Origin of the sequence: Nonomuraea sp. NPDC050328, from assembly GCF_044459405.1 — a bacterium.
Classification (GTDB): domain Bacteria; phylum Actinomycetota; class Actinomycetes; order Streptosporangiales; family Streptosporangiaceae; genus Nonomuraea.
The window spans coordinates 16,261-40,635 of sequence record NZ_JBITIW010000016.1 but is presented as its reverse complement, the minus strand read 5'-3'; the positions used below and the strand labels follow the sequence as shown (position 1 = coordinate 40,635).

Below are 24,375 nucleotides of genomic sequence, written 5' to 3'. Positions count from 1 at the left end.
GGACTTACGTAACCGCTGCGGCCCTCTCCCGTGAACGCCGACGGCCCGCCGTACCTCCTTCTCGGAGAGGTACGGCGGGGCCGTCGGGTTCCTGGCTCAGGAGTGCTTGAGCGCCCAGGCGAGCGCGGCGTCGGCGATCTCCTCCCAGCCCTCCTCGGCGGGCATGAGATGCGAGCGGCCGGGAAACTCGAGCACCTCGGTGAGGGTCTCGGGCGACTTGTAGTGGGCGGCGTTGGACCGCTGGATCTTCGGCGGCATGAGGTTGTCGTGCTCGCCGGAGATGAACAGCAGCGGCTTGCGCCGGTCGTTGCGGTAGTCCACCCAGTTGTCGTCCTTGCCCGGGTGGATGTTGGCCAGGGCGCTGCCCCAGAAGATGTGGCCGGAGGCGGGGATGTGGTAGCGCTCGTAGGCGGCGCGGGCCTGCTCCTCGGGGAAGGTGTTGGTGAAGGCGTAGCGCCACTGCTCGAAGGTGAAACCGACGGCCTTGTGGCGGTTCGCCGGGTTCTTCAGCACCGGGAAGGTGGCCTTGATCTGGGAGAGCGGGATGACCTTCACGCCTTCGGTGGGCGCGGAGTTGATGGCCACGCCCGCCGCGCCGTACCCGTGGTCGAGCAGGATCTGGGTGAACACGCCGCCCGCCGAGTGGCCCATGATGATCGGCGGCCGGTCGAGGCCGCGGATCAGGCTCTCCAGCGACTCGATGATCTGCGGGACGGTCACCTGCTCGATCGGCGTCGGGTCGGCGTTGAGCGCCTCCACCTCGACCTCGAAGCCGGGGTAGGCGGGGGCCAGGACCTTGAACCCCTGGGCCTCGTAGCGGGCGATCCAGTGCTCCCAGTTGCGGGGCGTCACCCAGAAGCCGTGGATGAGGACGATGGTGTCGGGCTTGCTCATAGCGGTTTCACCTTTCGCTGGGCCGGAAGCCTTCACTGGGTCAGGAAGCACAGCAGGTCGTCGTTGAACTCGCGCTCGAAGTCCCCGGCCAGGCCGTGCGGCCCGCCCTCGTAGACCTTGAGGGTCGCGCCCTTGACCAGCTCGACCGAGGCCAGCGCCGAGGCGACGAGCGGCACGATCTGGTCGTCGTCGCCGTGCGCGATCAGGGTCGGCACGTCGAAGCGCTTGAGGTCCTCGGTGAAGTCGGTCTCGGAGAAGGCTCGGATGCAGTCGAGCGCGCCCTTGACGCCGACCTGCATGCTCCACAGCCAGAACGCGTCGATCACGCCCTGGGACACCTTGGCGCCGGGCCGGTTGTAGCCGTAGAACGGCACCGCCAGGTCCTTGTAGAACTGGGAGCGGTCGGCCTCGACCCCGGCCCGGATGCCGTCGAACACCTCGATCGGCAGCCCGTCGGGGTTGGCGTCGTTCTTGAGCATCAGCGGCGGGACCGCGCCGAGCAGGACGGCCTTGGCCACCCGCGAGGTGCCGTGCCGGCCGATGTAGCGCGTCACCTCGCCGCCGCCGGTGGAGTGCCCCACCAGCACCGCCTCGCGCAGGTCGAGGCGGTCCAGGAGGCCGGCGAGGTCGTCGGCGTAGGTGTTCATCTCGTTGCCCTCCCACGACTGCCCGGAGCGGCCGTGGCCGCGCCGGTCGTGGGCGATGGCGCGGAAGCCGCGGTCGGCCACCAGGCGCATCTGGTTGTCCCAGGCGTCGGCGTTCAACGGCCAGCCGTGGCTGAACACCACCGGCTGCCCGCTCCCCCAGTCCTTGTAGAAGATCTCGGTTCCGTCTGCGCTGGTCACGTAAGGCATCTGGGGTCCTCCCTGGTCGGTCTCGACGGGATCGACGCTAGATCCGCGCCGCCCGGCGGCAATCGGTCAGATGACTGCACTGCGGACGGCCGGCCGGGTGCTTACGAGGGACCTGTGACGATGCCCGCGACGAGGTTGAGGGTGGTCGCCAGGATGCTGGTGCCGAAGACGTAGGACAGCAGGCAGTGGCGCAGCACCACCCGGCGGATCTCGGGGCTGGAGACGTCGGTGTCGGAGACCTGGTAGGTCATGCCGAGGTTGTAGCTGAAGTAGAGGAAGTCGCTGTAGGACGGCGGGTGCGGGGAGTTGAAGTCGATCCCGCCGGCGTGCTCGTAGAAGAGGTAGGCGTAGCGCGTGGCGTACATCAGGTGCAGCGCCGCCCACGCCATGAACACCCCGGCGACGCCGGCGGCGGCCGCGGCGTGGCTGTCGCCGGTGTTGCCGACCAGGAGCAGCACCACGATGACCGTCAGCCCGGAGAGCGCGGCCGTGACGATCACGACCTCCTCGGTCACCGGCCGGAAGTCCTCGCGCCGCGCGTAGCGGTGCGTGGTGCCCGCGTCCATGGACCACAACACGATCCACCCGGAGACGACGAAGGCGGTGGCGGTCGCGGTGATCGCGGTGAGCAGGGCGATCGGCCCGTCGGCCAGCAGTCCGACGAGTGCGCCGACGACCGCGCCGGCCAGCCCGGAGTACACGAGCCGGGTGACGGCCGACAGCGGCGGCCGGATCATGTGCCGGTGATGGTGACCCGCAACTGCTTCATCAGCGGCTGGTCGCTCTGGGCGCTGTAGTCGGTGATCGCGCACAGCACGTTCATCTCCGGCATGTAGCCGGCCGCGCACCCGCGGGGCATGTCGTGCGGGACGGCGAGGAAGCCGGTCAGGGAGCGGGTGGAGCCGTCCTTGGCCGTGGCGGTGACGTCCACCGGCCCGAACTCGGGGATGCCGAGCTCGCGCATGTCGTCGGCGTTCATGAAGACGAGGGTCCGCAGGTTCTTGATCCCCCGGTAGCGGTCGTCGTCGGAGTAGATGGTGGTGTTCCACTGGTCGTGCGAGCGCATCGTCCACAACCTGAACGTGCCGGGAGCGGGCAGCACGTCGGGCAGCGGCGCCGAAGCGAACTCGGCCCGCTCCGACGGCGTGAGGAAGACCAGTTCGCGCGCGGGCTGCTTGATGCGGAAGCCCATCGGCAGCCGCACCCGCCGGTTGAAGTCCTCGAACCCGTCGAGCACCCGGGCCATCGTGTCCCGGATCCGGTCGTAGTCCTCGACGTACCACTCCCACGGCGTGGCGCTGGCCGGCAGCGCCGCCCGGGCCAGCCCGGCGATGATCGCCGGCTCCGACCGCAGGTACGGCGAAGCGGGCCCCTTCATCCCGACGGACAGGTGGACCATGCTCATCGAGTCCTCGACCGAGGTCCCCTGGAGCCCGCCGGCCTGCTCATCCTTCTCGGTCCGCCCCAGGCACGGCAGGATCAGCGCCTTGCGCCCGTGGACGAGGTGGCTGCGGTTGAGCTTGGTGCTGACGTGCACGGTCAGCTCGCACGAGCGCAGGGCCGCCTGGGTGTAGACGGTGTCCGGCGCGGCCAGCGCGAAGTTGCCGCCCATGCCGACGAAGACCTTCACCTCGCCCCGGTGCATCGCCTCGATGACTCCGACCGTGTCCAGCCCGGGGGCGCGCGGCGGGTCGATGCCGCAGACCGCGGCGAGCCGGTCGAGGAAGCCGGCCGGCGGCCGGTGGTCGATCCCGCAGGTGCGGTTGCCCTGCACGTTGCTGTGCCCGCGCACCGGTGACGGGCCGGCGCCCTCGCGGCCGATGTTGCCTCGCAGCAGGAGCACGTTGACGATCTCCCGGATGGTGTCGACGCCGTGCTCGTGCTGCGTGACGCCGAGGCACCAGCTGATGACGGTCCGGTCGGCGTCGCGGTAGACCCGGGCCGCCTTGCGGACGCCTTCGCGGCTGATCCCGGACTGGAGCTCGATCTCCTCCCACGACGTCGAGGCGCACAGCGCCGCGTACTCCTGGAAGCCGACGGTGTAGCGGTCGAGGAACTGCCGATCCACCGCGCCGGGGTCGGTCTCGGCCAGTTCCAGGGTGGCCTTGGCGATGCCGCGCATCAGCGCCATGTCGCCGCCGCTGCGCACCTGCAGGTTCAGCGTGCTGGTGCGGGTGGCGCGGAGCAACGCCATCTGGGTGAACTCGTGCGGGATGATCGTGCTGCCCGCGGCGGCCTCGATCAGCGGGTTGACGTGCACCACCTGCGCGCCCCGCCGGTAGGCCTGGGCCAGCGTGGTGAGCATCCGGGGCGCGTTCGAGGCGGCGTTGACCCCCATGACGAACAGCGCGTCGGCGGTCTCCCAGTCCTTGAGGTCGGCGGTGCCCTTGCCGGTGCCGAGCGCCGCGGTCAGGGCCCGGCCGCTGGCCTCGTGGCACATGTTGGAGCAGTCGGGCAGGTTGTTGGTGCCCAGCTCGCGGGCCATCAACTGGTAGAGGAAGGTGGCCTCGTTGCCGAGCCGCCCGGAGGTGTAGAAGGCCGCCTGGTTCGGGTTCTCCAGCGCGCGCACGGTGCTGCCGAACAGCTCGAACGCCTCCTGCCAGCCGATCGGCACGTAGTGGTCGGTCTCGGCGTTGTAGACCATCGGCTCGGTCAGCCGGCCCTGGTCCTCCAGCGCGAAGTCGCTCCACTGGGTCAGCTCCGTCACCGAGTGCGCGGCGAAGAACTCGCGCCCGACCCGTTTGCGGGTCATCTCCCAGGTGGCGTGCTTGACGCCGTTCTCGCAGATGTCGAGGTGCAGGCCCTGGGTGTCCGGCCAGGCGCAGCCCGGGCAGTCGAAGCCGCCGTCCTCGTGGTTCATCCGCAGGAGGGACCTCGGGCCGTCCACCACCTCGCCCTGGCGCAGCACGATCTCGGTGACCGCCTTCGCCGCTCCCCAGCCCGCGGCCGGGTGCCGGTACGGACGTGCCTCGGGCTCCTTCCCCGGCACGGGACCGACCTGCTCCGCCTCGCCACCGTTCACGGCGCATCCCTTCGTGACGCCTGCCGCGGAGGCTCAGCGCCCCTCGCCGGTCACACGATTCCCGCGGCCTGCTCCGCGGAATCTCGGCTTTGGGCAAGGGATCGGTGGGTTTGGGGGGAGTCCGCCGACTGGTGTTGCGGAATGTTACGGTTCATCTACCTAACGACACTTTCATGGAGGCAGGGATGTCCGCCGACAACCAGATCGAGGAGGCGCGCGCCGAGGTGGTCGCCGCCGCCGACCAGGTCGAGAGCCGGATGGTCGACCTCGGCGCGGTCCTGGCGCCCGACGCCAGGGAGGAGGCCGGGCAACTGGTGCAGGACGCCCGGCAGTCCCTCGACGAGGAGGTCGGGCTGGAGCGGCTCCAGGCCCTCGGCGCCGAACTGCGGCGGACCGCGCGGAGCCTGCCGACGCGGACCGTCTGAGCCCGTCATCACCTCGTAAGACCGTGGCCGGGTGCGCGGTCCTACGCTGGCCGCATGGTCAGAGCACGGGCCGCCACGGCGGCGCTCACCGCGGCGTTTTTGCTGGTCAGCGGGTGTGGCGGGGGTGAGTGGGACGACGCGGCCGCGCCGCTCGACACCCGTGCCCCGCTCTCGGCCCCCACCACCCCCGCAGCGGTTTCGGCTTCGGCGGTGCCCACGCCTGTTGTCCCGGCCGCGCTGCGGTTCACCGCGCGGACCCTGGACGGCCGGCCGTTCGACGGCGCCGGTCTGGCCGGCCGGCCGGTGGTCTTCTGGTTCTGGGCCCCCTGGTGCCCGAAGTGCCGCGCCGAGGCCCCCGCGGTCAAGGCCGTAGCGGCCAAGTACCGCGAGGCCGCCTTCGTCGGCGTCGCGGGCCTGGACACCGAGGCCGCGATGAAGGAGTTCGTCCAGCGCACCGGCACCGGCTCCATCGTCCAGCTCGCCGACCCCAAGGGCGCGGTGTGGACGAAGCTGGGCGTCAGCAGCCAGTCCACCTTCGTCTTCCTGCGCCCCGACGGCTCCGCCACCAAGGCCACCGGCCCGCTCGGCGAGGCGGAGCTCGCCGGCCACGTGCGCAAGCTGACGGGCTGACCGATGGCCGCCGACCTGCCGCTCGCCCTCGCCGGGACGGCCGGCCTCGTGGCCGCGTTCAACCCGTGCGGTTTCGCGATGCTCCCGGCCTACCTGACCCTGCTGCTCGGCGACGACAGCCCCTCCTCGCGGGGCCCGGTCGTCCGGGCGCTGACCCTGTCGGCCGCGATGACCGCCGGGTTCGTCACCGTCTTCGGCCTGTTCGGGCTGGTCGTCACGCCGCTGGCGGTCTCGGTCGGGCGTTACCTGCCCTGGGTGACCATCGTCATCGGCCTCGCCCTGCTGGCGCTGGGCGGGTGGCTGCTGAGCGGCCGGGAGCTGCTCCTGCGCGTCCCCACGCTGTCCCGTGGCCGGCCCACCACCTCCGCGGCCTCGCTCTACGGCTACGGCCTGTCCTACGCCGTCGCCTCGCTGTCCTGCACCGTCGGGCCCTTCCTCGCGGTCACCTCGGCCTCGCTGACCGGCGGCGGCCCGCTCGGCGCGCTGGCCGTCTTCGCGGCCTACGCGCTGGGCATGGGGCTGGTGGTCACCTTCCTGTCCCTGGCCGTGGCTCTGGCCAGGGCCGCCGTGGTGGGCCGGATGCGGCGTGTCCTGCCGTACGTCACCCGCGTCAGCGGGGCGCTGCTGCTGCTCGCCGGCCTGTACGTCGCCTACTACGGCTGGTACGAGCTGCGGGTGTTCGCCGGAGCCGCGGCCGACGACCCGATCATCTCCGCCGTCACCTCGGCGCAGGGCCTGGTCACCGGCCTGCTGGAGTCCGTGGGCCTCGCCTGGGCCGCGCTCGCCGTCCTGCTCGTGGCCGCCCTGACCCTCCACCGGGTACGGCGAAGCCGAGCCGCTAACCCCAGCGCAGCCGCTCCTCCAGCAGAGCCTGCTGAGCGGGATTGACGGTGAGCTCCAGCGCCCGCGCGTCACACGAGCGCGCCGCCCCCGGCTCCCCCAGCGCCCGCAGGACCTCCGCCCGGATGGCGTGATACAGCGGGTAACCGTCCAGCGTGCCGGCCAGCGCGTCCAGCTCGGCGAGGGCGGCGGCGGGACCTTGCGCGTACCGCACCGCCACGGCCCGGTGCAGCCGGCCGACCGGCGACGGCGCGAGGTGGAGCAGCACGTCGTACAACATCACGATCTGCGGCCAGTCGGTGTCCTCCCACCGCTCGGCCTCGGCGTGACAGGCCACGATGGCGGCCTGCACCTGGTAGGGACCGGGACGGTGATGGGTGCGGGCGGCCCGGGTGAGCAACGCGGTGGCCTCCTCGATCAGCGGCCGGTCCCAGCGCGACCGGTCCTGGTCGGGCAGCAGGACCAGGCGCTCGTCCGGGCCGAAGCGGGCGGCGTTGCGGGCCCGGTGCAGCCGGATGAGCGCCAGCAGCCCGGCCGCCTCGGGCTCGCCGGGCGCCAGTCTGACCAGGAGCGCGGCCAGGAACTCGGCGTCGTCGACCAGGTCCCGCGCCTGGGCCCGCTCCGCCGTACTGGACAGGTAGCCCTCGTTGAACAGCAGGTAGACCACGGCCAGGACCTCGTTCAGCCGGGCGGGCAGTTCCTCGGCCGACGGCACGCGGTACGGGATCCCGGCCTCGGCGATCTTGCGTTTGGCGCGGGTCAGCCGTTGCGCGACGGTCGTTTCCGGGACGACGAAGGCCGCCGCGATCTGCGCGGTGCTCAGCCCGCACACCACCCGCAGCGTCAGCGCGATCTGCGCCGGCCGCGACAGCGCCGGGTGGCAGCAGGTGAAGATGAGCCGGAGCCGATCGTCCGGCTCCTGCCGCACCGGCCAGCGCAGTTCGGCGAGCTTGGCGCGGTAGGTCGACTCCCGGCGCAGCACGTCCAGGCCGCGGCGGCGGGCGACGGTGAACAGCCAGGCGTCGGGCCGGTCGGGGACGCCTTCGGCGGGCCAGCGCCTGAGCGCGGTCTCCACGGCGTCCTGGACCAGGTCCTCGGCGGCGGAGAAGTCGCCCAGCAACGAGACCAGCGAGGCGGCGAGCCGCCCCGCGTGCTCCCGCACCACCCGCGCCAGCAGTTCCGCCTCGGGACCGCCGGGCGCCCCTGACCTGGTGGTCATCCCGCCGGGCGGATCTCCACGAGCGGGCAGGCCGGCCAGGTCCTGGCCAGCCGCAGCGCCTCGTCGAGATCGGCCACCTCGACCTCGACGTAGCCGCTGACCACCTCCTTGCCCTCCACGAACGGCCCGTCCGTGACGACCGGTTCGGCGCCGGCTCGCATGCGCATGGTGGTCGCGGTGTGCGCGGGCGCGAGATGCGTGTGGTGCGTGATCTGGTCGGCGTGGTCGGCGAACCACCGGCCCACCGCCTCGTAGGCGGTCTCCCGCTCCAGTTCTCCCATCGCCTCGAGCTCCTTGGCGAACTGCTCGGTCTCGACGAACATCAGCACGTACTTCATGTCGGCTGCCTCCCGCGTCTGGTTCCAGCTTTACCAGGAAGACGATCGGCGACCCGCGCTATACGACATCTCGCCTACCTTGGATCCCATACCCAGGTGCGGCGTGAATCCGGCTCAACCGGGGCAGGACCCGTACGGCCTCACGAAGCACAGGCGCCGCAAGAAATCGAGATCGACATGGTGAGAGACACCGGCAGGATGCTGGCAGGGCTGCTGGAGGCCGGCCACATCGGCGCCCTGGAGCAGATGCCTTCGCTGATCGCGAAGCACGCCGCGTACGTCGGTCTGCACGAAGTGCTGATCTACCTGACCGATCTCCAGCAGCAGGTGCTCAGGCTCCTGCCGGCCGGGGACGCGGACACCGCCGACAAACCTCCGGCCGAGCTGCGGATCGGCAACACCGTGGCCGGGCGCGGGTTCATGGAGACCCGGATCGTGTCGCGGCCCGGCGCCGAGGGCGAGCCGGACCACTGGTGGATCCCGCTGCTCGACGGCACCGAACGCCTGGGGATGCTCCGCGTCAGCGTCCGGGACGCCGACGACACCGACCTGGTGAACATGCGGGCGCTGGCCTCGCTGGCGGCCTTGCTGGTGGCCAGCAAACGTTCGCACAGCGACTCCTACGCCCGGCTGGTGCGCACGAGGCCGATGCACGTGGCGGCCGAGATGCAGTGGAAGCTCATGCCGCCGCTCACCTTCGCCCACCCGGAAGTGGTCATCTGCGCGGCCATGGAGCCGGCCTACGAGGTCGGCGGCGACGCCTACGACTACGCCATCGCCGGTGACGTCGCGCACCTGGGCATCTTCGACGCCATGGGCCACGACGTGTCCGCCGGGCTGACCGCCAGCCTGGCCGTGGCCGCGTGCCGGAACAACCGGCGGCAGGACCTCGGCCTGGCCGAGAACACGGTGAACATCGAGGAGGTGCTGATCTCCGAGTTCGGGCGTGGCACCCGCTTCGTCACCGCGATCCTGGCCGATCTCGACACCAGCACCGGGATGCTGAGCTGGGTGAACCGGGGCCACCACCCGCCGGTGGTGATCCGCGGGGGCCGGTGGACGACGTCGCTGACCTGCCCGCCCGCGCATCCCATGGGCATGGGCCTCGACCTGCCCGTCGTCATGTGCCGCGAGCAGCTCGAACCCGGCGACCGGGTGCTGCTCTACACCGACGGCATCACCGAGGCCCGCAGCGCCGGGGGCAGGGAGTTCGGACTCAGCCGGTTCGTGGACTTCATCATCCGGCACACCGCCGACGGGCTGGCCGCGCCCGAAACCCTGCGCCGCCTGGTGCACGGCGTGCTGGACTACCACGACGGCCTGCTCCAGGACGACGCCACGGTGCTGCTGGTGGAGTGGCAGGGCGCGACCCAGTCCCGCCTCACCATCACCGCCGACTGACCGCACCTCACCCGCCCGCGCATGAAACCGACATTTCGGGGCAAAAAGGATGTCGGTGTCCGCTGCGGAGAAGAGGCCCTGTGGATCACAGCCGTAGGACGACGTCGTGCCCGCCGGCGTCGGCGACGTCGAGAGGACGGCCGCCGACCGGCACAGCCGTGCCGCCGGTCGGCGTCGAGGAGGAGTTCTTCCTCGTGGATCCATGCACCGGCCGGGCCGCGCCACGGGCCGGGCAGGTCGTGGCCAAGATGCCGCCGCGCTTTCGCGGGCTGCTGCAACGCGAGTTCGCCGCCTGCCAGGTCGAGGCCATCACCACGCCGCACCATGACCTGGCCGACCTGGGCGAGCAGGCGGGCACGATGCGGGCCGAGCTGGCCGCGGCGGCCCGGGACGCGGGCTGCCGGCTGATCGCCTCGGGGACCATTCCCTTCGAGCGGCCCGGCCGGGCCGTCCTGACCGAGGATCCCCGCTACCGCATGATGGCCCGCGAGTACGGGGCCGTGCTGGTCGGCGACCAGTCCTGCGGCTGCCACGTGCACGTCGAGGTGCCGGACCTGGAGGAGGCCGTCCAGGTCTGCAACCATCTGCGGCCCTGGCTGCCGACGTTGCTGGCGCTGACCGCGAACTCGCCTCTGGTGGGCTGCACCGACAGCGGGCACGCCGCCTGGCGGGCGCGGGCGCAGGCGAGGTGGCCGACGGTGGACTTCCCGCCCTATCTGGACAGCGTCCAGGAGTACCGCGAGACGGTCGAGGCGATGTTGTGCTCCGGAGTCATCCTCGACGAGGCGATGATCTACTGGCTGGTGAGGCCCTCCCATCACCTACCCACCGTCGAGGTGCGGGTGGCCGACGCGTGCGCGACCGCCGGGGAGACGGTGCTGCTGGCCGCGATCGTGCGGGCCCTGGTCTCGACCGTGCTCGGCGAGGTGCGCTCGGGGCTGCCCGCGCCGCAGCCGCCCGAGTCGGTCCTGCGGGCGGCGCACTGGCGGGCGGCGCACGACGGCCTGGAAGGCAACGGCCTGGACCTGGCCACCCGCAAACTGGTCCCGGCCTGGCGGCTGGTCGGCGAGCTGGTCACCTACCTCACGCCCGCCCTGTCGGCCGCCGGCGACCTGCCCATGGTCGCCAGGCAGCTCACCTGGCTGCGGCGCGTGGGCTGCGGCGCGGCCCGCCAGCGCATGGTGTACGGCTGCCGCGGCGGCGCCGGAGCCCTGACCGCCTACCAGAGCCGCCAGACCGCCGGCCGGTGACCACGAGGCCCTCGATCCGCCGCGCCCCTCAGCCGGGCCCGTGCTCGATCCCGCTGATGCTCAGCTCGCCCCAGGCGGGCTCGACGCGCACGCCCTCCGCGTCGCGGACGAGCGTGCCCCACCCGTCCGGCAGCAGCAACGGCCACCGGCCCGGTCCGCGCGGAGCCACGGTGAGCCGCCCGGTGACCGCGTCGTAGGACGCCCCGGCCAGCGCGTCCAGCACCGACCACCCGGCCAGCGCCCGCGCGTAGTGGTCACCGCACTCGATCTCGTTGTACGGGTTGCGCCGCCGCCCGTCGTAGCGGCTCCACAGCCCGTCCAAAATCGCCCGGCCCTCCTCCTCCAGCCCTTCCCACAGGCAGTGCGCCGCGACCTGGTACTCGCTGCCGGTCCAGACCTCGTCGCAGTACCGGGTCGGTACGGCAGGCCGCCCGCCCCGTGGCCAGGTGCACATGAGCAGCCCCACGTCGTCCTCGTCGGCGAAGACCCGGTAGGGATGCTCGAAGTCGCGAAACCCCTTCCGCAGGTTGTGCGCCACCACCGCGCGCAGCGCCGAGACGACGTGCTCGCGCGGCAGCACGTATCCCAGCCCGAGCTGGTGCGCCCACCACTGCCCGATGAGCTGGTCGGCCAGGCACCCGTCGAGCCACTGGAACTCCGCCGAGTCGCCCTCCGCCGGCACCTGCACGTAGTAGGACCCGTTGAACAGCTCCTCGTCGTACCGGGCGCTCCCCCGCGTGAACAACTCCCGCAGCTCCGCCGCGAGCGCGGGCTCCCCGGCCAGCAGCGCCATCTCCTCGGCCGCCCGCAGCGCGGCCAGCCAGAGCGTGCCCATGAAGGGGTTGAGCCCGCACAGGTCGATGTCGTGGGTGGAGGGCTGGACGCCCAGCAGCACGCCGCTGCCGTGCGGGTCCCACTTGCCGCGGATGTGGTCCAGCAACCGCTTCACGCCCGGCCAGTAGGCGTCGAGGGCGGCGCCGTGCCGTACCTCGCGGTAGGTCTTGAGCACCGCGCCGAGCATGCCGTCGAGGGCGGGCTCGACCGGGCCGCCGATGGGCCGGTCCCAGAGCTGGCGCAGGTAGGTCGGCACGATCACGCGATGCGGCAGGTAGCCCTCGGGCGCCTGCATGACCCCGAACTCGGTGGCCCGCATGCTCCGTTCCAGGGTGGGGAAGAGCCGGGCCGCCGCCTGCGCGTAGTTCCACACGTGGGTGCAGTTGAGCGGGCACGAGCCGCCGACGTCGCCCGTCCACATGACCGTCGAGGCGCCCAGCACGCCCTCGAAGCCGAAGAACGCCCCGTCCGCGGCACGGAAGCAGGTCGGGCTGCGCAGGATCGAGGCCTGCGCGGCCAGATGCTCGACCTCGACCGGCGACAGGCTGCTGCCGGTCAGCGTCTCCACCCAGCGCAACGAGTCCTCGCGCAGCGAGGTCCACCGGTCGCGGACGTGGGCCGCCACGTCGAGCGCGTCGGCGAAGCGGGTGGCGTAGGCGTTGCCCAGCCAGAACCGGGTCGGCCCCCACTCCGGGTTCGGCGGTCCGAACTGCACGAAGCTGGCATAGCGGTTGGGGAAGCACCAGGCCAGGCAGAGCCGGACCTGGCGCGACTCGCCGGGCTGCAGGACCATCGGCGCGACCACGCCGCCGTTCCACGTCTGGCCGGGCGGGCTGGTGCCGAAGGCCTGTTGCGGGCCGCTCGCCTGCGGGTCGGCCGCCCAGGACGCGTGCCGTACCCGCTCGGCGTCGCCGTAGACCGCGCGCCCGGCCAGGAAGGCGAGGAACTCGTCGGGGTGGGTCCACTGCGGCAGCACCGCCGCGTCGGCCGCGTCCACGGTCAGCACGGCCTGCCCGGCGCCGGGCGCCGCGGGGTCGAGCCCGGCGTTGTCCATGACCAGCGAGGTCCAGCCGCCCGAGCGCCGCACCCGGTTGGTGTTGCCGCCGTAGCCGAGCGCCCGCACCCCGTCCACCGGCGTCGTCCCGTCGTGCCCGACCGGGTTCTGGACGGCCGCCGCCAGCCACACCTGCGCGGGCAGCGGGCCGGGGTTGGTGACGGTGAAGGTGAACAGCGCCGCGGGCAGCGAGCTGTCGTCCACGTCCAGCGGGATCAGCGGGTTGAACGCCTCCAGCCCGACCTCGACCGGCAGCCCGTGGTAGTCGAGGTGCGCGAACGGATAGACCCCGCGGAAGGTCGTCGCGGGCACGCCTTGATGCGCGCTCAGCAGGTCCCGCTGCCAGGCGGGCACGTGGTCGTCGTCGACCAGCGGCGTGGCCGGGGCGTCCGGGGCCTGCGCCTGCAGCACGAACAGCTCGTCCGAGGGCGGCTCCCACGTGCTCACCCGCAGGGCGAAGAAGGTGTACGGCAGGACGCCCCGGTGGTTGCCCACGTTCTGGAGCTGCCACTGGCGCAGCGAGCCGTCGGCGCAGATCGCCAGGTTGCCGGTCCCGATCCCGCCCAGCGGCATCGCGACGTGCCGGCCCTCCTCGTGCGGAATCGCCCGCCCGGCCCTCACTTGAGCCCCGCGATGCGCACGCCGCGGATGATGTGCCGCTGGAAGATCAGGAACAGCAGGATGACCGGCAGCGCGGCGAGCGTGGACCCGGCCATGAGCAGGCCCTGCTCGCTGCTCCGCTCGGAGCGGAAGCCGGCGAGGTACTGCTGGATGGGGAAGAGCTCCGGGTCGGTGATGGTCAGCACCGGCCAGACGTAGGAGTTCCAGAACAGCAGGAACGAGGTGGCCCCCACCACCACGAAGGCCCCCTTGGACAGCGGGATGAAGATGTGACGGAAGATCCGCCACGGCCCCGCCCCGTCGAGCTGGGCGGCCTCCTCCAGCGCCGCCGGCACCGACAGGAAGAACTGCCGCAGGAAGAAGACCTGCACCCCCGCCGCCGCGCCGGGCACCACCAGCACGGCCATGCTGTCCAGCATGCCCAGCTCGGTCACCACGATGAACGAGGTCAGCATGATCGCGATGCCGGGGATGAACATCGTGGTCAGCACGATGACCCAGAGGGTCCGCTTGAAGGCGAACTCCAGCCGCGCGAAGGCGTAGGCCCCCAGCGAGTTGACCACCAGGCTCAGCGCCGCGAACAGGGTGGCGCCGACCAGCGTCACCCCGAGCGAGCGCACGAAGGCCTCGTCGGCCAGGAGCTGGGTGTAGTTCTCCCAGCGCCACACCTCGGGGAAGAACTGGAACGGCGTGGCGACCACCTCGGTCTTGGCCTTGAACCCGGCCACCGCCAGCCAGGCCAGCGGGAACAGCGCGGCGACGACGAACAGGACGGCCAGGCCGTACCGCAGGATCCAGCCCAGTGCGCGCCTCATGCGTCCATCGCCTTCTCTGATCTGACCAGCCGGAAGATGATCGCCGACACCGCGCCGAGCACGGCGAACAGCAGGAGCGCGGCGGCGATCGAGTAACCGACGTACAGGTCGGTGTTGAAGTGCTGAAGGATGAACAGGTTCGGCAGGTTGGTGGAGTTCACCGGGCCGCCCTGGGTCATCAGCCACGGCAGGATGAGGAACTGGAGCGACGCCGCGAAGCCGGTCACCAGCAGGAACAGGATGACGTTCTTCATCAGCGGCAGGGTGATCCGGGTCATCTTGGTCCATGGCCCGGCCCCGTCGAGCGAGGCGCACTCGTAGTAGGTCTCGGGGATGTCGAGCAGCCCGGCGAGCATGATCAGCGAGGCGACGCCCATGCCGATCCAGACGGCCGGCACCGCGATGGCGGGCAGCGCGGTGGCGGTGTCGCCGAGCCACGGGATCGCCTCGATGCCGAAGAAGTCGAGGAACCAGTTGAGCAGCCCGCCGCGGTGGGTGTAGATCAGCGTGAACACGATGGCCGCGATGACCTCGGAGATCACGGCCGGCACGTAGATCGTCACCTTCAGCACCGCGGCCATCCGGCGGCTGACCGACTTGACCAGGTTGGCGAAGACGAAGGCGACGGTCACCTGGATCGGCACCACGATCGCGGAGAACAGCAGGCCGCGCGAGACCGAGTGCAGGAACTCCGCGTCGGTGAGCACGTTGAGGTAGTTCTCCAGGCCGACGAAGACGGCCGGGTCGTAGAAACTCCAGGTGAAGAAGCTGATGTAGGCCGCGTGGAGCAGCGGCCAGATCACGAAGACGCCGAGCAGCACCAGCAGCGGCGTCACCATGAGGAACGCCGCCCGGTTGTCCCGCCTCAGCCGCCGGGGCGGGGCCGTGCCGGCCTGGGCCCCGGCGCTCGTGGCCCGCAGTGACGTGACAGCCACGGGCACTCCTTTCTCCGCTGCCGGTCCTGCGCGCGGGCCGGCAGCGGGCTCGCGAGGGTCAGGATCCCTGTCCGGCCAGGTTGTTCTTGGCGATCAGGTCCTTGATCTCGGCGTCGGCGGCCTGGAGGGCCTGGTCGATGTCCTTGCCCTGCAGCGCCTTCTCGATGGCCTTGCCGAAGGCCAGGCTGATGGCCCAGTCGTAGGTGGGCTCGGGCTTGGCGTGCTTGACGACCTGCTCTTCGATGATCTTGGCCCACGGGTTCTCGGCCACGGCCGGATCCTGGGCGATCGCGTCGGCGACGGCCGAGCGCGGCGAGTACTTGGAGAACTTGGTGTTCTTGAAGAACTCCACCAGCAGGGTGGTGTCCCCGGCCAGCAGCCAGGAGACGAAGTCGGCCGCCCCCTGCGGGTTCTTGCTCTTGGCGTCGACCACCATGGTCCAGCCGCCGAGCGTGGCGGTGGGCTTGGTCGCGTCGCCGTCGAAGGAGGGCAGCGCCGCGGCGCCGATGGTGCCGACCAGCTTCGGGTAGTCCTGGATCAGCACGCTGGCCGCCCACGAGCCGCAGACCATCATCGCGGTCTTGCCCTGGCCCAGCGGGTTGGCGTCGGCGTAGGGCGCCAGCGGCTGCTTGGGCATGATCCCCTCCTGGTAGAGGGTCTGGTAGACCTGTAACAACTGCTTGTACTTGGGATCGGTGGCCTGCGGCGCCGACCAGTCGTCGGTGATCGGCAGGTGCCCGGCCGCGTTCCACTGCAGGCCCCACGTCGACCAGGCCATGTCGATCTGGTTGGCCGCGGTGACGACGCCGGCCACGTCCTTGGTGGTCAGCTTCTTGCCGTAGTCGATGAGCTCCTGCCAGGTGGCCGGCGGCCGGTTGGGGTCGAGCCCGGCCTGGGTGAACAGGTCCTTGCGCCAGAACAGCACGGCCGAGGGCTCCACGAGCATGGGGTAGGCGTACTTCTGCCCCTTGTACGCCACGGAGCCGGCCACCGACTCCTGCAGCCCGGCCCACTTGTCGGCCGGGATGAGCTTGTCGAGCGGCTGGATCACGCCGGTGCGGGCGAAGCCGGGCACCTTGCTGTAGTTGACGGTGTAGACGTCCGGCGCCTTGCCGGCGGCCTGGGCGGCCTTCATCTTCTGGTCCCAGGTGTCGGCGGGGACGATCACGTGCTTGAGCACGACCTTGTCCTGCGCCTTGTTGAAGGCGGCGACCGCCTTCTTGTACCAGGCGTCCTCCTGGTCGGTGAACTTCTGCTGCCAGAGGGTGATCTCGGCCTTGGCGCCCCCGCCGCCGCCCTGGGCGGGTGGCTTGCCGCCCGAGCCGCAGCCGGCGGCCAGCACGGCCGCGCCGGCCACGGCCGCGATCAGCCGGATGAGTGGTGTGCGCACGTCGTCTCCTTACGTCATGATCACAAGATGGGCAGCCGTGCGCGCACCGGAGGCAGCGTGAACGGCTTGTGCGGCAGCTCCTGGTACCAGTAGGCGACCGAGGAGAGGTCGTCCTGGCGCCGGTTGGCGTGGCCGTGCTCGATGCCGACCCGGATCGAGGTGGTGAAGGGCACCGGGTCCTCGATGTGGAAGCGGTACATGGAGATCTGCCCCGACCAGTTCTCCCCGCCCGGCAGGGTCAGGCCGTGGTAGGGGGCGTGGTAGCTCTGGCTGGGGCACCAGGCGGTGTTGAAGTAGTCCTCGGTGCCGGTGCCGTGCAACGACGGCGGGAACGCCTCGCCGTCGATGAAGATCATGTCGTCGCCCTCGCCGTACCAGTTCCAGTCGGAGGTGTGGCGCAGGTTGGTGACGTTCAGGACGCAGCCGACGTAGTGGCCGCGGCCCTCGGCCTCGAGGATGGTGTAGTTGCCGGCGCCGTCGAGGTTGACCCCGCCGAACAGGTACTCCGAGTTCGACATCGTGCCCTGCTCGACGCCGTCTGCGGGGTTCTCCCGCCGCCACTGGGCGTGGAAGCGGCCCAGCCCCTCGCCCAGCTCGTCGAACTCGTCGTAGTCGATGTAGTAGTAGAACCAGAGCACCTCCTCGGCGCACTCGCTGGTCAGCTCGAAGCGCGCGCGGCTGCCGAAGGGCATGTGGAACCAGCAGTTGAACGCCTTGCCGTCCTGCGGGCTCATCTGCAGCGGCGCGGAGACGAAGTTGGCGGTGCGGGCGTGGCCCATGCCGAAGAAGTCGCCCAGCGGCACGAGCACGCTGGGGTGCTCGTTGTCGTCCCAGAAGACCCGCAGGACCAGCTTGCGCAGGAAGTCGCGGTCGCGGGTCTCGGGCGTGCCCGGGTCGCGGGGCGCCACGGTCATCCAGATGTGGTTGACCGAGCCGGCGCCCCGGATGTCGGCGAGCGTGACGGTCTGTCCCGGCTCGACGGTGACGCGGTCGTCGTTGCCGCCCGAACGGTCCCAGCTCGACACCCTCCGGCGGCGATGCGAACGCAACCGCGGCAGATCGCGCAGGCTGCTGCCGTACTGGCCGTACGTCACGGGTCCTCCTGAGAGAAATCGATTTCTAACGCTTGGTCAAGGACAGGTCGTCGAGTTGCAGCCACATGTCGCCGTTGTCGGTCCAGATTCCGGCGAAGACCTCGACGGAGCTGCGGCTGCCGCTGGAGAAGGTGACGGTCTGCTTCGTCCAGCCGCCCAGCGCGCGGAAGTTGACCTCGGCGATGGGCGGCCCGCCCGGGGCCCGCACGCCGAAGAAGCCGTTGTCGTTGTTCGGCGAGGTGCGCAGCCAGCCGGTGAGCGTGTAGTTGGTGTTGGGGGTGACCGCGACCGTCTGGTAGAGGTCGTGCCAGCCGCGGTTGTAGCGGACGAAGGCGTTGCGGTCGGCGGTGAAGGACCAGGTCCCGTTGTCGATGCCGCCGTTGCCGCGCACCGCCCACGGGCTGGAGACCGTGCCGGTCGCCTGGCGCTCGAAGCTCGGGTCGCGCACCAGGTTGGGGTTGGTGATCGTCGCGTCCCGGTTGAGCTGCACCTTGACCAGGTAGACGTTGTACGGCGTCCACTGCGAGAGCGCCAGGTACAGGTCGGGCCCCGACGACCACGGGTGTATGAAGCCGCCGTACAGGCCGGGGAAGTCGGCGAAGCTGGCGACCACGGCCGGGGCGCTCCACGGGCCGGTGGGCGCGCTAGCGCTGCGCAGCACGATGTCGCTGCCCTTGAGGTAGGTCATCAGCCACTTGCCGGTGTAGGCGTTGAACTGCACCGACAGCTCCGACACCGGGGCCGCGACGATCGGCGCGGCCAGGGTGTCCTGGCCGGACTGCCAGGCGGTGCCGGTCCAGTACTGGTAGGCCGACTTGTTCAGGATCGAGCCTTCGGGCACGCGCGCGAGGTGGGCGGCCCCGTTGCGGCCGTTCGGCGTGCCGTACACGTAGACGAAGCCGTCGCGGCGGACGAAGGCCGCCATCTGGAAGCGGTTGGCGCCGCCGGGGTTGTCCCAGCGGGGGCCGCCGGCGGTGACCCAGGTCTGGCCGTTGTCGTCGGAGTAGGCGATGGAGGCGTAGTTGGTGTCCCAGAAGCCGGGCTGGCCCCAGTGCCGGACCGACATGTAGCCGAGGTACTGCCGCGAGCCGACCGCGACGCCCGCGGTGGGGATGACGGTGATCTCGTCGTTGTCGATCTTCCGGCTCGGGATGAGCTCCTTGGCGTGGCCCGCGGTGTCGGTCGCGGCGCTGCTGAAGGACAGGCCGTCGGCGAGGTTGCGGTCGGTGCTGCGCAACAGCACCTGGCTGCGCCAGTCGTTGCCGTTGGCGCCCGGCGGCTGCCACGTGCTGCCGAAGGTGTCGCCGAAGGCGGCCAGGACCTCCCCGTTGCCGTTGTCCCACATGATGCCGAGGTCGGTGGCGTGGACCTGCCACCGGCCGCCGGTGTCGCTGAGCGAGTGGGGACCGGTCAGCTTGCTCACCACGACGGCCGGGGAGTGCACCGTCGAGGCCTGGACGGACCCGGCCGGCGCGAGCGCCAGGACCAGGATGGGAATCAGTGCGACGCGTAAGGGCTTCACGAGGCCCCCTCCTGTCAGGAGATTCCGCAGAGATGCACGTGCACGCCGAGTTCGGCGAAGGCCGCGGCCTTGGCCTCCAGCGCCTTGTCCGCGCCGGCGGCGTCGTCCGCATAGGCGACGTTGAGATGGTTGGCCCGGTGCCGGGCCATGAACTGGTTGCGGCTGACGCCGTGCAGGACCGCGTGCATGATCGGCCACTGCGGGGTGGTCGCGTCGAGCCGGCGTCTGGTCTCCTCGGCGGGCAGCTCGACCACGGTGGCGCGGCCGAGGTCGACGTGGAGCTCGCCGTCCATGATGAAGACGCGCGACCAGACGATCTCCCCCGGCTTGGACACGCCGCTGAGCGTGCCGCCGCCGAGCGGGAAGTACATCGGGGGCTGCCGCATGCTCCACGAGCGGTGGTAGCCGCCGTTGTGCGAGGCGGGCACGGAGCCCGAGATCTCGAAGACCCAGACGAACCGCCCGTCGTACTCCTCGCCCCAGCGCACGTCGTGCAGCGTGGTGGCCGGGTCGAGGCCCATGGCGGTCCAGATCCGGTTGGTGATCAGGGAGTCGACCGCGACGCCCTCGTCCACCTCGTTGAAGTGCGGCAGCGGCTGCCCGGCGTAGAGCTCGCGCGAGCCGTCGCGGCTGCGCACCGGCGGGCGCGAGACGTTGTTGAGCAGGCCCTCGGCCAGGTCGCTGGCCGGGACGACGTCCTTGAGCCCCTGCTGGTACTGGATGCCCACGGCGTCGAGGCCGAAGTCGTCGGCGATGCGCAGGGCGGCGATGTACATCTTGAACTGGGCGGTGAGCTGGGCCTCGGTCAGCTCGGTGGCCTCGTCGGTGCCGGTGTGGAAGACCAGGCCCATGTGGTCGAGCCAGACCCGGACCTGCCGGGCCTCCTCGTCGCTCACCCGGCCCATCTCGGCGACGAGCGCGCTCTGCGACAGCCGCTCCTTGTAGATGCCCAGCGGGTTGAGCAGTTCGTCGTCGATGATCGCGTTGTACATGCCCATGCAGCCCTCGTCGAAGACGCCGATGATCGCCTTCTCCGTGGCGAGCTGCCGGGCGACCGCCTGGCCGAGGGCGACCTCCGGACCATCCCCTTTTTGCCGATATTTCGTCACATGGCTGGTGTCGTGGGTCAGTTCGCCGCTCTCCAGCCAGGTCTTCAACCCCTGCCGCGCCCACTCGTCGGTGAAGTCCTCGCTCCAGAGCAGCGAGTACGGCTTGCCGGCCTTGGTCAAGCTGCCGGCGAGGTTGAGCAGGCCGACCAGGCCGGGCCACTGCCCGCTCCAGTTGGCCACGACCAGGATCGGCCCGCGGTGGCTGCGCAGTCCCGCCAGCACGTGGTGGCTGTACTGCCAGACCGCCTCGACCACGATCAGCGGGGCGTCCGGCGGCAGCCGCTTGAACACCTCGATCCCGGCCCGCTGGCTGTCGATGAAGCCGTGCCCCTTGGCCGGGTCCACCTCGTGCCCGCGCCGGACCTTCCAGCCCAGGTCGCGTAACGCCGCGGAAAGGTCGCTTTCCAGCTTCTCCTGCACGGGCCAGCACGTCTGGTTGGCGCCCTGGCGCAGATCGCCGCTGGCCACCGTGTAGATGACGCCGGGCTCTGCGGCGGGCGGCTCGATGAGCGGGGGGAGTCGGTACATGACCTGCCCTTCAACGGAGCTGACGGTCGGCGAGCTCGTGCGCGAGGCTCGCCGTGCTCGGATAGAGCTGCTGGTAGAGGCGGTAGAGGCGGTCGTAGTCCGCGACCGCTTCCGGCTGCGGGACGACCTCCTCCCGGACGGGGTTCCAGTCGTCGATCTCGGCCGGGCCGACGGCCTGGGCGGCGAGGAACGCGCTGCCGTACGACGCGCCGATCGAGGTCGCGCGCAGGTGTTGCGGCAGGCCGGTGATGTCGGAGACGATCCGCGTCCACAGGCCGCCCTGCGTGCCGCCGCCGACCGCGACCACCCGGCGGATGTCTCCGCCGGCCGCGCGGATGGTCTCGATGTTGTGCCGTACGGCGAAGCCGGTCGCCTCCAGCGCCGCCCGGTAGAGGTCGCCCCGGGTGTGCGAGAGGCTGAGCCCGACGATCACTCCCCTGGCCCGCGGGTCCATGACCGGCGTGCGCTCCCCGGCGAAGTAGGGCAGCATCAGCAGCCCGTTGGCCCCCCGGCCCGCTCCGGCCGCCTCGTGCAGCAGTTCCTCGTAGCCCGCGCCGACCAGCTCGCGCAGCCAGGCGGTGATCGCGCCCGAGGTGGCCATGCCGCCGGCCAGGTTGTAGGTGCCGGGCAGCGCGCCGACGGTCCCCCACAGTCCGGGCCAGGTGCGGTGCTCGGCTGCGGTGTGGATGAGGAACATGGTGGTGCCGTACATCAGCATGAGGTCGCCGGGCTCGTGCGCGCCCACGCTGAGCGCCTCGGCCCAGGCGTCGATCGTCCCGGTGATGACCGGAACTCCGGCCGGGAGATCGGTTTCTCGGGCGGCCTGCGTGCTGAGCTTCCCGGCGACCTCGCCCGGCCAGCGCAGCGGCGGCAGGTCGAGGCCGGGGGCGATCCGCTCGGCCCACGGCCCGTGCCAGTCGAGCCGCCCGACGTCGTAGAGCGGGGTGCACTGGCTGGCCGAGTGGTGGTCGAGCACGTACTCGCCGGTGAGCCGGCGCACCAGCCACGAGCTAGGCATGAACAGCCGCCGGGCCCGCGCGAACAGCTCGGGCTCCTCGTCCGCCACCCAGGCGATCTTGGCTCCGGCGGCCTGGCTCGACAGGTCGGAGCCGCCCAGCCGGCGGATCTCCTCGGCCCCCAGCTCGCTTTCCAGCCTGGCGATCTGCGCGGTCGAGCGGGTGTCGACGCCGTAGAGGACGGCCGGGCGGACCGGGACGTCGTCGGCATCGGCGAGCAGGACGCACGGGCCCATCCCGCTCACCCCGACCGCGCGCACCTCGGCGTCCTGGCCCAGCTCACGGGCCAGGGAGACGAACTCCGTCCACCAGACGCGCCCGTCCATCTCGACGTGGCCGGGTTTCGGCCGGTCCACCGCGTGCTCCCTGACGGCGGTCCGCAGCAGCGTGCCGTCCAGGCCGACCAGGACCCCTTTGCTGCTGGACGTCCCGATGTCGACCCCGAGCACAGCGGGCACGGTCATGAGCACCCCTGAGAAATCGATTGCTGGTTGCCCAAAAGGTAATGAGCCCCGATTCCGGAGTCAAGGGTTCAGCGGACCGAGCTCTCCCGGACGTGCAGCCGGGTGTGCAGGGTGACGCTGGTCGCCGGCCGCGTGGGCTCGGCGATCCGCTCGGCGAGCAGCAGCGCGGCGGTCCTGCCCAGGTCGTAGGTGGGCTGCCCGACCGTGGTCAGCGACGGCCGGACCAGGTGCGCCCACGGGATGTTGTCGAAGCCGACCACCCCGACCTCCTCCGGGATGCGCACCCCCTGGTCGACCAAGCACTCGACGGCGCCGACGGTCATCAGGTTGTTGGTGGCGAACACCGCGTCCGGCCGCGACTCCCGCAGCAGCTCGGCCATGGCCGCATACCCGCCCTCCTCCCGGAAGTCGGCGTACTTGATCAGCTCCGCCGGTACGGCACGGCCGTGCGCGCGCAGCGCCCGCTGGTAACCGCGCAACCGCTGGGCCGCGGTGGACAACCGGCGGGGGCCGGTGATGCAGGCGATCCGCTCGTACCCGGCCTCGATCAGGTGCGCGGTGGCCAGTTCGGCGCCGTGCTCGTTGTCCACCAGCACGGTGTCGACACTGCTGCCGCGCACCTGGCGGTCGATCATCACCACCGGCACCCCCGCCTCGACCAGGCGGTTAACGTGCGTGGCCCGGCCCGAGGGCGAGATGATCACGCCGGCCATCTGCTCGTCGAGCGCGGCGGTGACGTACCTGCCCTCCTTGGCCGGGTCCTCGTCGCTGTTGCACAGCACGACGGAGAAACCGGCCTGCTGGGCGACGTCCTCGACGCCTCTGACCATCGCGGTGAAGAAGGGGTTGCCGACGTCGGAGATGATGACCGCCCACAGCGTGGTCCTGCTCTTGCGCAGGTTGCGGGCCACGGCGTTGGGGCGGTACTTCAGCTCGCTCATCGCCTGCCGTACCCGCTCGGCGAGCACCGGATCCACGGTCGCCCGGCCGTTCGCCACCCGCGAGACGGTCGCGGCGGAAACCCCCGCGTGGCGGGCCACATCGTAGATCGTCGTCATCCTGCCCCCGTTCGGATCGCCTGAGGGAAAGGGTAACTGCAATCGATTGCTCAGTTCAGCGGGTGCTGCTCTGCCGTACGTTGAGCTGGGTGGGCAGGACGATGCGGGCGGGCTCGGACGCCGGGGACTGGATCCGGTCGGCCAGCAGCCGGGCGGCGGTGCGGCCCAGCTCGTAGGCCGGCTGGCCGACGGTGGTCAGCGACGGCCGGATGAGGTCGGCCCACGGCAGCTCGTCGAAGCCGACCAGGCCCATCTCCTCCGGCACGGCGATGCGGCGGCGCACCAGGCAGCGCATCGCGCCGACCGCCATCAGGTTGTTGGCCACGAAGACCGCGTCCGGCCGGTCGGGGGCGTCCAGCAGAGCGCTCATCGCGTCGAACCCGCCCTGCTCGCGGAAGGTCGAGCGCAGCACGATCGGCTCGCGGCCGGTCGCCTTCACCCCGGCCAGGTAGCCGGCCAGCCGCTGCTCCGCGGTCGAGACGCCCGCCGGGCCGGTGATGCAGGCGATCCGCGCGAACCCGGCGGCGGCCAGGTGCCGGGTGGCCGCCTCGGCTCCCCCGGCGTTGTCCACCACCACCATGTCCACGCCGGCGCCGGCCAGCTCGCGGTCGATGGCCACCACCGGGGTGGGCGAACCCGCCAGCGACTTGGCCGCCTTCGTGCTGCCGCTGGTCGAGATGATCACGCCGGCCATCTGCTGGCTCAGCGCGGCGGCGACGTAGGTCTCCTCCTTGGCGGGGTTCTCGTCGGTGTTGCACAGGACGACGGAGAAACCCGCCTGCTGGGCCACGTCCTCGACCCCGCGCACCAGGGTGGTGAAGAACGGGTTGCCCACGTCGGAGACGATCACCGCCCACAGGGTGGTACGGCTGCGCCGCAGGTTGCGGGCCACGGCGTTGGGCCGGTAGCCCAGCTCCCTGATGGCTTTCAGGACCCGGGCCACCATGTCGGGATCGACGTTGGGGTTACCGTTCAGCACCCGGGAGACAGTGGCCGCGGACACCTCGGCACGGCGGGCTACGTCGTAGATGGTGGTGGGCACGCGTAGAGCATGTCACGCGA

The 24,375-nt window shown here is 71.2% G+C and carries 21 protein-coding genes; 5 read left to right on the top strand and 16 right to left on the bottom strand.

What is annotated here, in order from left to right; genetic code table 11:
* Positions 1–96 precede the first annotated feature (96 nt).
* The 4 genes from ACIBG7_RS40100 to ACIBG7_RS40085 form a co-directional block, all read right to left on the bottom strand.
* Positions 97–894 carry an alpha/beta hydrolase gene (locus ACIBG7_RS40100; RefSeq protein WP_357918726.1) on the bottom strand — a complete coding sequence of 266 codons (798 nt, stop codon included), beginning with the start codon at positions 892–894 and terminating at the stop codon, positions 97–99.
* A gap of 32 nt (positions 895–926) precedes the next feature.
* Entirely contained in the window at positions 927–1,748 is an 822-nt protein-coding gene (locus ACIBG7_RS40095; protein WP_397339647.1) for an alpha/beta fold hydrolase, read from the bottom strand.
* Between the two features lie 101 nt (positions 1,749–1,849).
* Complete coding sequence (locus ACIBG7_RS40090; RefSeq protein WP_357918720.1) at positions 1,850–2,485, bottom strand: DUF1345 domain-containing protein; 636 nt, start codon at positions 2,483–2,485, stop codon at positions 1,850–1,852.
* Positions 2,482–4,770, bottom strand: a complete 2,289-nt coding sequence (locus ACIBG7_RS40085; protein ID WP_397339646.1) for an FdhF/YdeP family oxidoreductase — start codon at positions 4,768–4,770, stop codon at positions 2,482–2,484. The genes ACIBG7_RS40090 and ACIBG7_RS40085 overlap by 4 nt, the downstream gene beginning before the upstream one ends.
* Before the next feature lie 185 nt (positions 4,771–4,955).
* Here ACIBG7_RS40085 and ACIBG7_RS40080 point away from each other — a divergent pair, with 185 nt between their 5' ends.
* The 3 genes from ACIBG7_RS40080 to ACIBG7_RS40070 are packed head-to-tail and all read left to right on the top strand — an operon-like array spanning position 4,956 to position 6,713.
* Positions 4,956–5,195 carry a hypothetical protein gene (locus tag ACIBG7_RS40080; RefSeq protein WP_357918714.1) on the top strand — a complete coding sequence of 80 codons (240 nt, stop codon included), beginning with the start codon at positions 4,956–4,958 and terminating at the stop codon, positions 5,193–5,195.
* 54 nt (positions 5,196–5,249) lie between these two features.
* Positions 5,250–5,825, top strand: coding sequence for a redoxin domain-containing protein (locus ACIBG7_RS40075; RefSeq protein ID WP_397339645.1), 576 nt, complete (start codon positions 5,250–5,252; stop codon positions 5,823–5,825).
* A gap of 3 nt (positions 5,826–5,828) precedes the next feature.
* Positions 5,829–6,713: a cytochrome c biogenesis CcdA family protein gene (locus tag ACIBG7_RS40070; protein WP_397339644.1), complete on the top strand. Its 885-nt coding sequence runs from the start codon at positions 5,829–5,831 to the stop codon at positions 6,711–6,713.
* Here the strand turns inward: ACIBG7_RS40070 and ACIBG7_RS40065 are convergent.
* Positions 6,664–7,884, bottom strand: coding sequence for a sigma-70 family RNA polymerase sigma factor (locus ACIBG7_RS40065; protein ID WP_357918707.1), 1,221 nt, complete (start codon positions 7,882–7,884; stop codon positions 6,664–6,666). The two genes, ACIBG7_RS40070 and ACIBG7_RS40065, sit on opposite strands and share 50 nt — an antisense overlap.
* Complete coding sequence (locus ACIBG7_RS40060; protein ID WP_397339643.1) at positions 7,881–8,222, bottom strand: YciI family protein; 342 nt, start codon at positions 8,220–8,222, stop codon at positions 7,881–7,883. The genes ACIBG7_RS40065 and ACIBG7_RS40060 overlap by 4 nt, the downstream gene beginning before the upstream one ends.
* 177 nt (positions 8,223–8,399) lie before the next feature.
* Between ACIBG7_RS40060 and ACIBG7_RS40055 the strand changes: the two genes are divergently transcribed.
* Complete coding sequence (locus ACIBG7_RS40055; RefSeq protein WP_397339642.1) at positions 8,400–9,623, top strand: PP2C family protein-serine/threonine phosphatase; 1,224 nt, start codon at positions 8,400–8,402, stop codon at positions 9,621–9,623.
* An 80-nt stretch (positions 9,624–9,703) separates the two neighbouring features.
* On the top strand, positions 9,704–10,873 hold the full coding sequence (locus ACIBG7_RS40050; RefSeq protein ID WP_357918698.1) for a glutamate--cysteine ligase: 1,170 nt from the start codon (positions 9,704–9,706) through the stop codon (positions 10,871–10,873).
* A 28-nt stretch (positions 10,874–10,901) separates the two neighbouring features.
* Here the strand turns inward: ACIBG7_RS40050 and ACIBG7_RS40045 are convergent, their stop codons facing one another.
* From ACIBG7_RS40045 to ACIBG7_RS40000, 10 genes are all read right to left on the bottom strand, one after another.
* Complete coding sequence (locus ACIBG7_RS40045; RefSeq protein WP_397339641.1) at positions 10,902–13,382, bottom strand: GH116 family glycosyl-hydrolase; 2,481 nt, start codon at positions 13,380–13,382, stop codon at positions 10,902–10,904.
* Positions 13,379–14,197 (bottom strand): carbohydrate ABC transporter permease, encoded by an 819-nt coding sequence (locus ACIBG7_RS40040; RefSeq protein WP_357918692.1) that lies wholly within the window; start codon positions 14,195–14,197, stop codon positions 13,379–13,381. Before ACIBG7_RS40040 ends, ACIBG7_RS40045 begins: the two co-directional genes overlap by 4 nt.
* Positions 14,194–15,132 carry a carbohydrate ABC transporter permease gene (locus tag ACIBG7_RS40035; RefSeq protein ID WP_397339640.1) on the bottom strand — a complete coding sequence of 313 codons (939 nt, stop codon included), beginning with the start codon at positions 15,130–15,132 and terminating at the stop codon, positions 14,194–14,196. The genes ACIBG7_RS40040 and ACIBG7_RS40035 overlap by 4 nt, the downstream gene beginning before the upstream one ends.
* A gap of 58 nt (positions 15,133–15,190) precedes the next feature.
* Complete coding sequence (locus tag ACIBG7_RS40030; RefSeq protein WP_357918686.1) at positions 15,191–16,522, bottom strand: extracellular solute-binding protein; 1,332 nt, start codon at positions 16,520–16,522, stop codon at positions 15,191–15,193.
* A 20-nt stretch (positions 16,523–16,542) separates the two neighbouring features.
* On the bottom strand, positions 16,543–17,616 hold the full coding sequence (locus ACIBG7_RS40025; protein WP_357918683.1) for a glycoside hydrolase family 172 protein: 1,074 nt from the start codon (positions 17,614–17,616) through the stop codon (positions 16,543–16,545).
* Between the two features lie 25 nt (positions 17,617–17,641).
* Complete coding sequence (locus ACIBG7_RS40020) at positions 17,642–19,138, bottom strand: DUF4185 domain-containing protein (RefSeq protein ID WP_397339639.1); 1,497 nt, start codon at positions 19,136–19,138, stop codon at positions 17,642–17,644.
* Between the two features lie 14 nt (positions 19,139–19,152).
* Entirely contained in the window at positions 19,153–20,775 is a 1,623-nt protein-coding gene (locus ACIBG7_RS40015; RefSeq protein ID WP_357918677.1) for a hypothetical protein, read from the bottom strand.
* Positions 20,776–20,785: 10 nt separating this feature from the next.
* Positions 20,786–22,255 (bottom strand): FGGY-family carbohydrate kinase, encoded by a 1,470-nt coding sequence (locus tag ACIBG7_RS40010; RefSeq protein WP_397339638.1) that lies wholly within the window; start codon positions 22,253–22,255, stop codon positions 20,786–20,788.
* A gap of 68 nt (positions 22,256–22,323) precedes the next feature.
* The gene (locus ACIBG7_RS40005; protein ID WP_357918671.1) at positions 22,324–23,313 is read right to left on the bottom strand and encodes a LacI family DNA-binding transcriptional regulator; all 990 of its coding nucleotides are present in this window, start codon (positions 23,311–23,313) and stop codon (positions 22,324–22,326) included.
* Positions 23,314–23,368: 55 nt separating this feature from the next.
* On the bottom strand, positions 23,369–24,355 hold the full coding sequence (locus ACIBG7_RS40000) for a LacI family DNA-binding transcriptional regulator (RefSeq protein ID WP_397339636.1): 987 nt from the start codon (positions 24,353–24,355) through the stop codon (positions 23,369–23,371).
* Positions 24,356–24,375: the final 20 nt, after the last annotated feature.

Excerpts from the sequence above, each read along its gene's own strand:
- ACIBG7_RS40100 (WP_357918726.1), bottom strand. The coding sequence starts at position 894 with ATGAGCAAGCCCGACACCATCGTCCTCATCCACGGCTTCTGGGTGACG.
- ACIBG7_RS40095 (WP_397339647.1), bottom strand. The coding sequence starts at position 1,748 with ATGCCTTACGTGACCAGCGCAGACGGAACCGAGATCTTCTACAAGGAC.
- ACIBG7_RS40090 (WP_357918720.1), bottom strand. The coding sequence starts at position 2,485 with ATGATCCGGCCGCCGCTGTCGGCCGTCACCCGGCTCGTGTACTCCGGG.
- ACIBG7_RS40080 (WP_357918714.1), top strand. The coding sequence starts at position 4,956 with ATGTCCGCCGACAACCAGATCGAGGAGGCGCGCGCCGAGGTGGTCGCC.
- ACIBG7_RS40075 (WP_397339645.1), top strand. The coding sequence starts at position 5,250 with ATGGTCAGAGCACGGGCCGCCACGGCGGCGCTCACCGCGGCGTTTTTG.
- ACIBG7_RS40070 (WP_397339644.1), top strand. The coding sequence starts at position 5,829 with ATGGCCGCCGACCTGCCGCTCGCCCTCGCCGGGACGGCCGGCCTCGTG.
- ACIBG7_RS40065 (WP_357918707.1), bottom strand. The coding sequence starts at position 7,884 with ATGACCACCAGGTCAGGGGCGCCCGGCGGTCCCGAGGCGGAACTGCTG.
- ACIBG7_RS40060 (WP_397339643.1), bottom strand. The coding sequence starts at position 8,222 with ATGAAGTACGTGCTGATGTTCGTCGAGACCGAGCAGTTCGCCAAGGAG.
- ACIBG7_RS40055 (WP_397339642.1), top strand. The coding sequence starts at position 8,400 with ATGGTGAGAGACACCGGCAGGATGCTGGCAGGGCTGCTGGAGGCCGGC.
- ACIBG7_RS40040 (WP_357918692.1), bottom strand. The coding sequence starts at position 14,197 with ATGAGGCGCGCACTGGGCTGGATCCTGCGGTACGGCCTGGCCGTCCTG.
- ACIBG7_RS40015 (WP_357918677.1), bottom strand. The coding sequence starts at position 20,775 with ATGTACCGACTCCCCCCGCTCATCGAGCCGCCCGCCGCAGAGCCCGGC.
- ACIBG7_RS40010 (WP_397339638.1), bottom strand. The coding sequence starts at position 22,255 with ATGACCGTGCCCGCTGTGCTCGGGGTCGACATCGGGACGTCCAGCAGC.
- ACIBG7_RS40005 (WP_357918671.1), bottom strand. The coding sequence starts at position 23,313 with ATGACGACGATCTACGATGTGGCCCGCCACGCGGGGGTTTCCGCCGCG.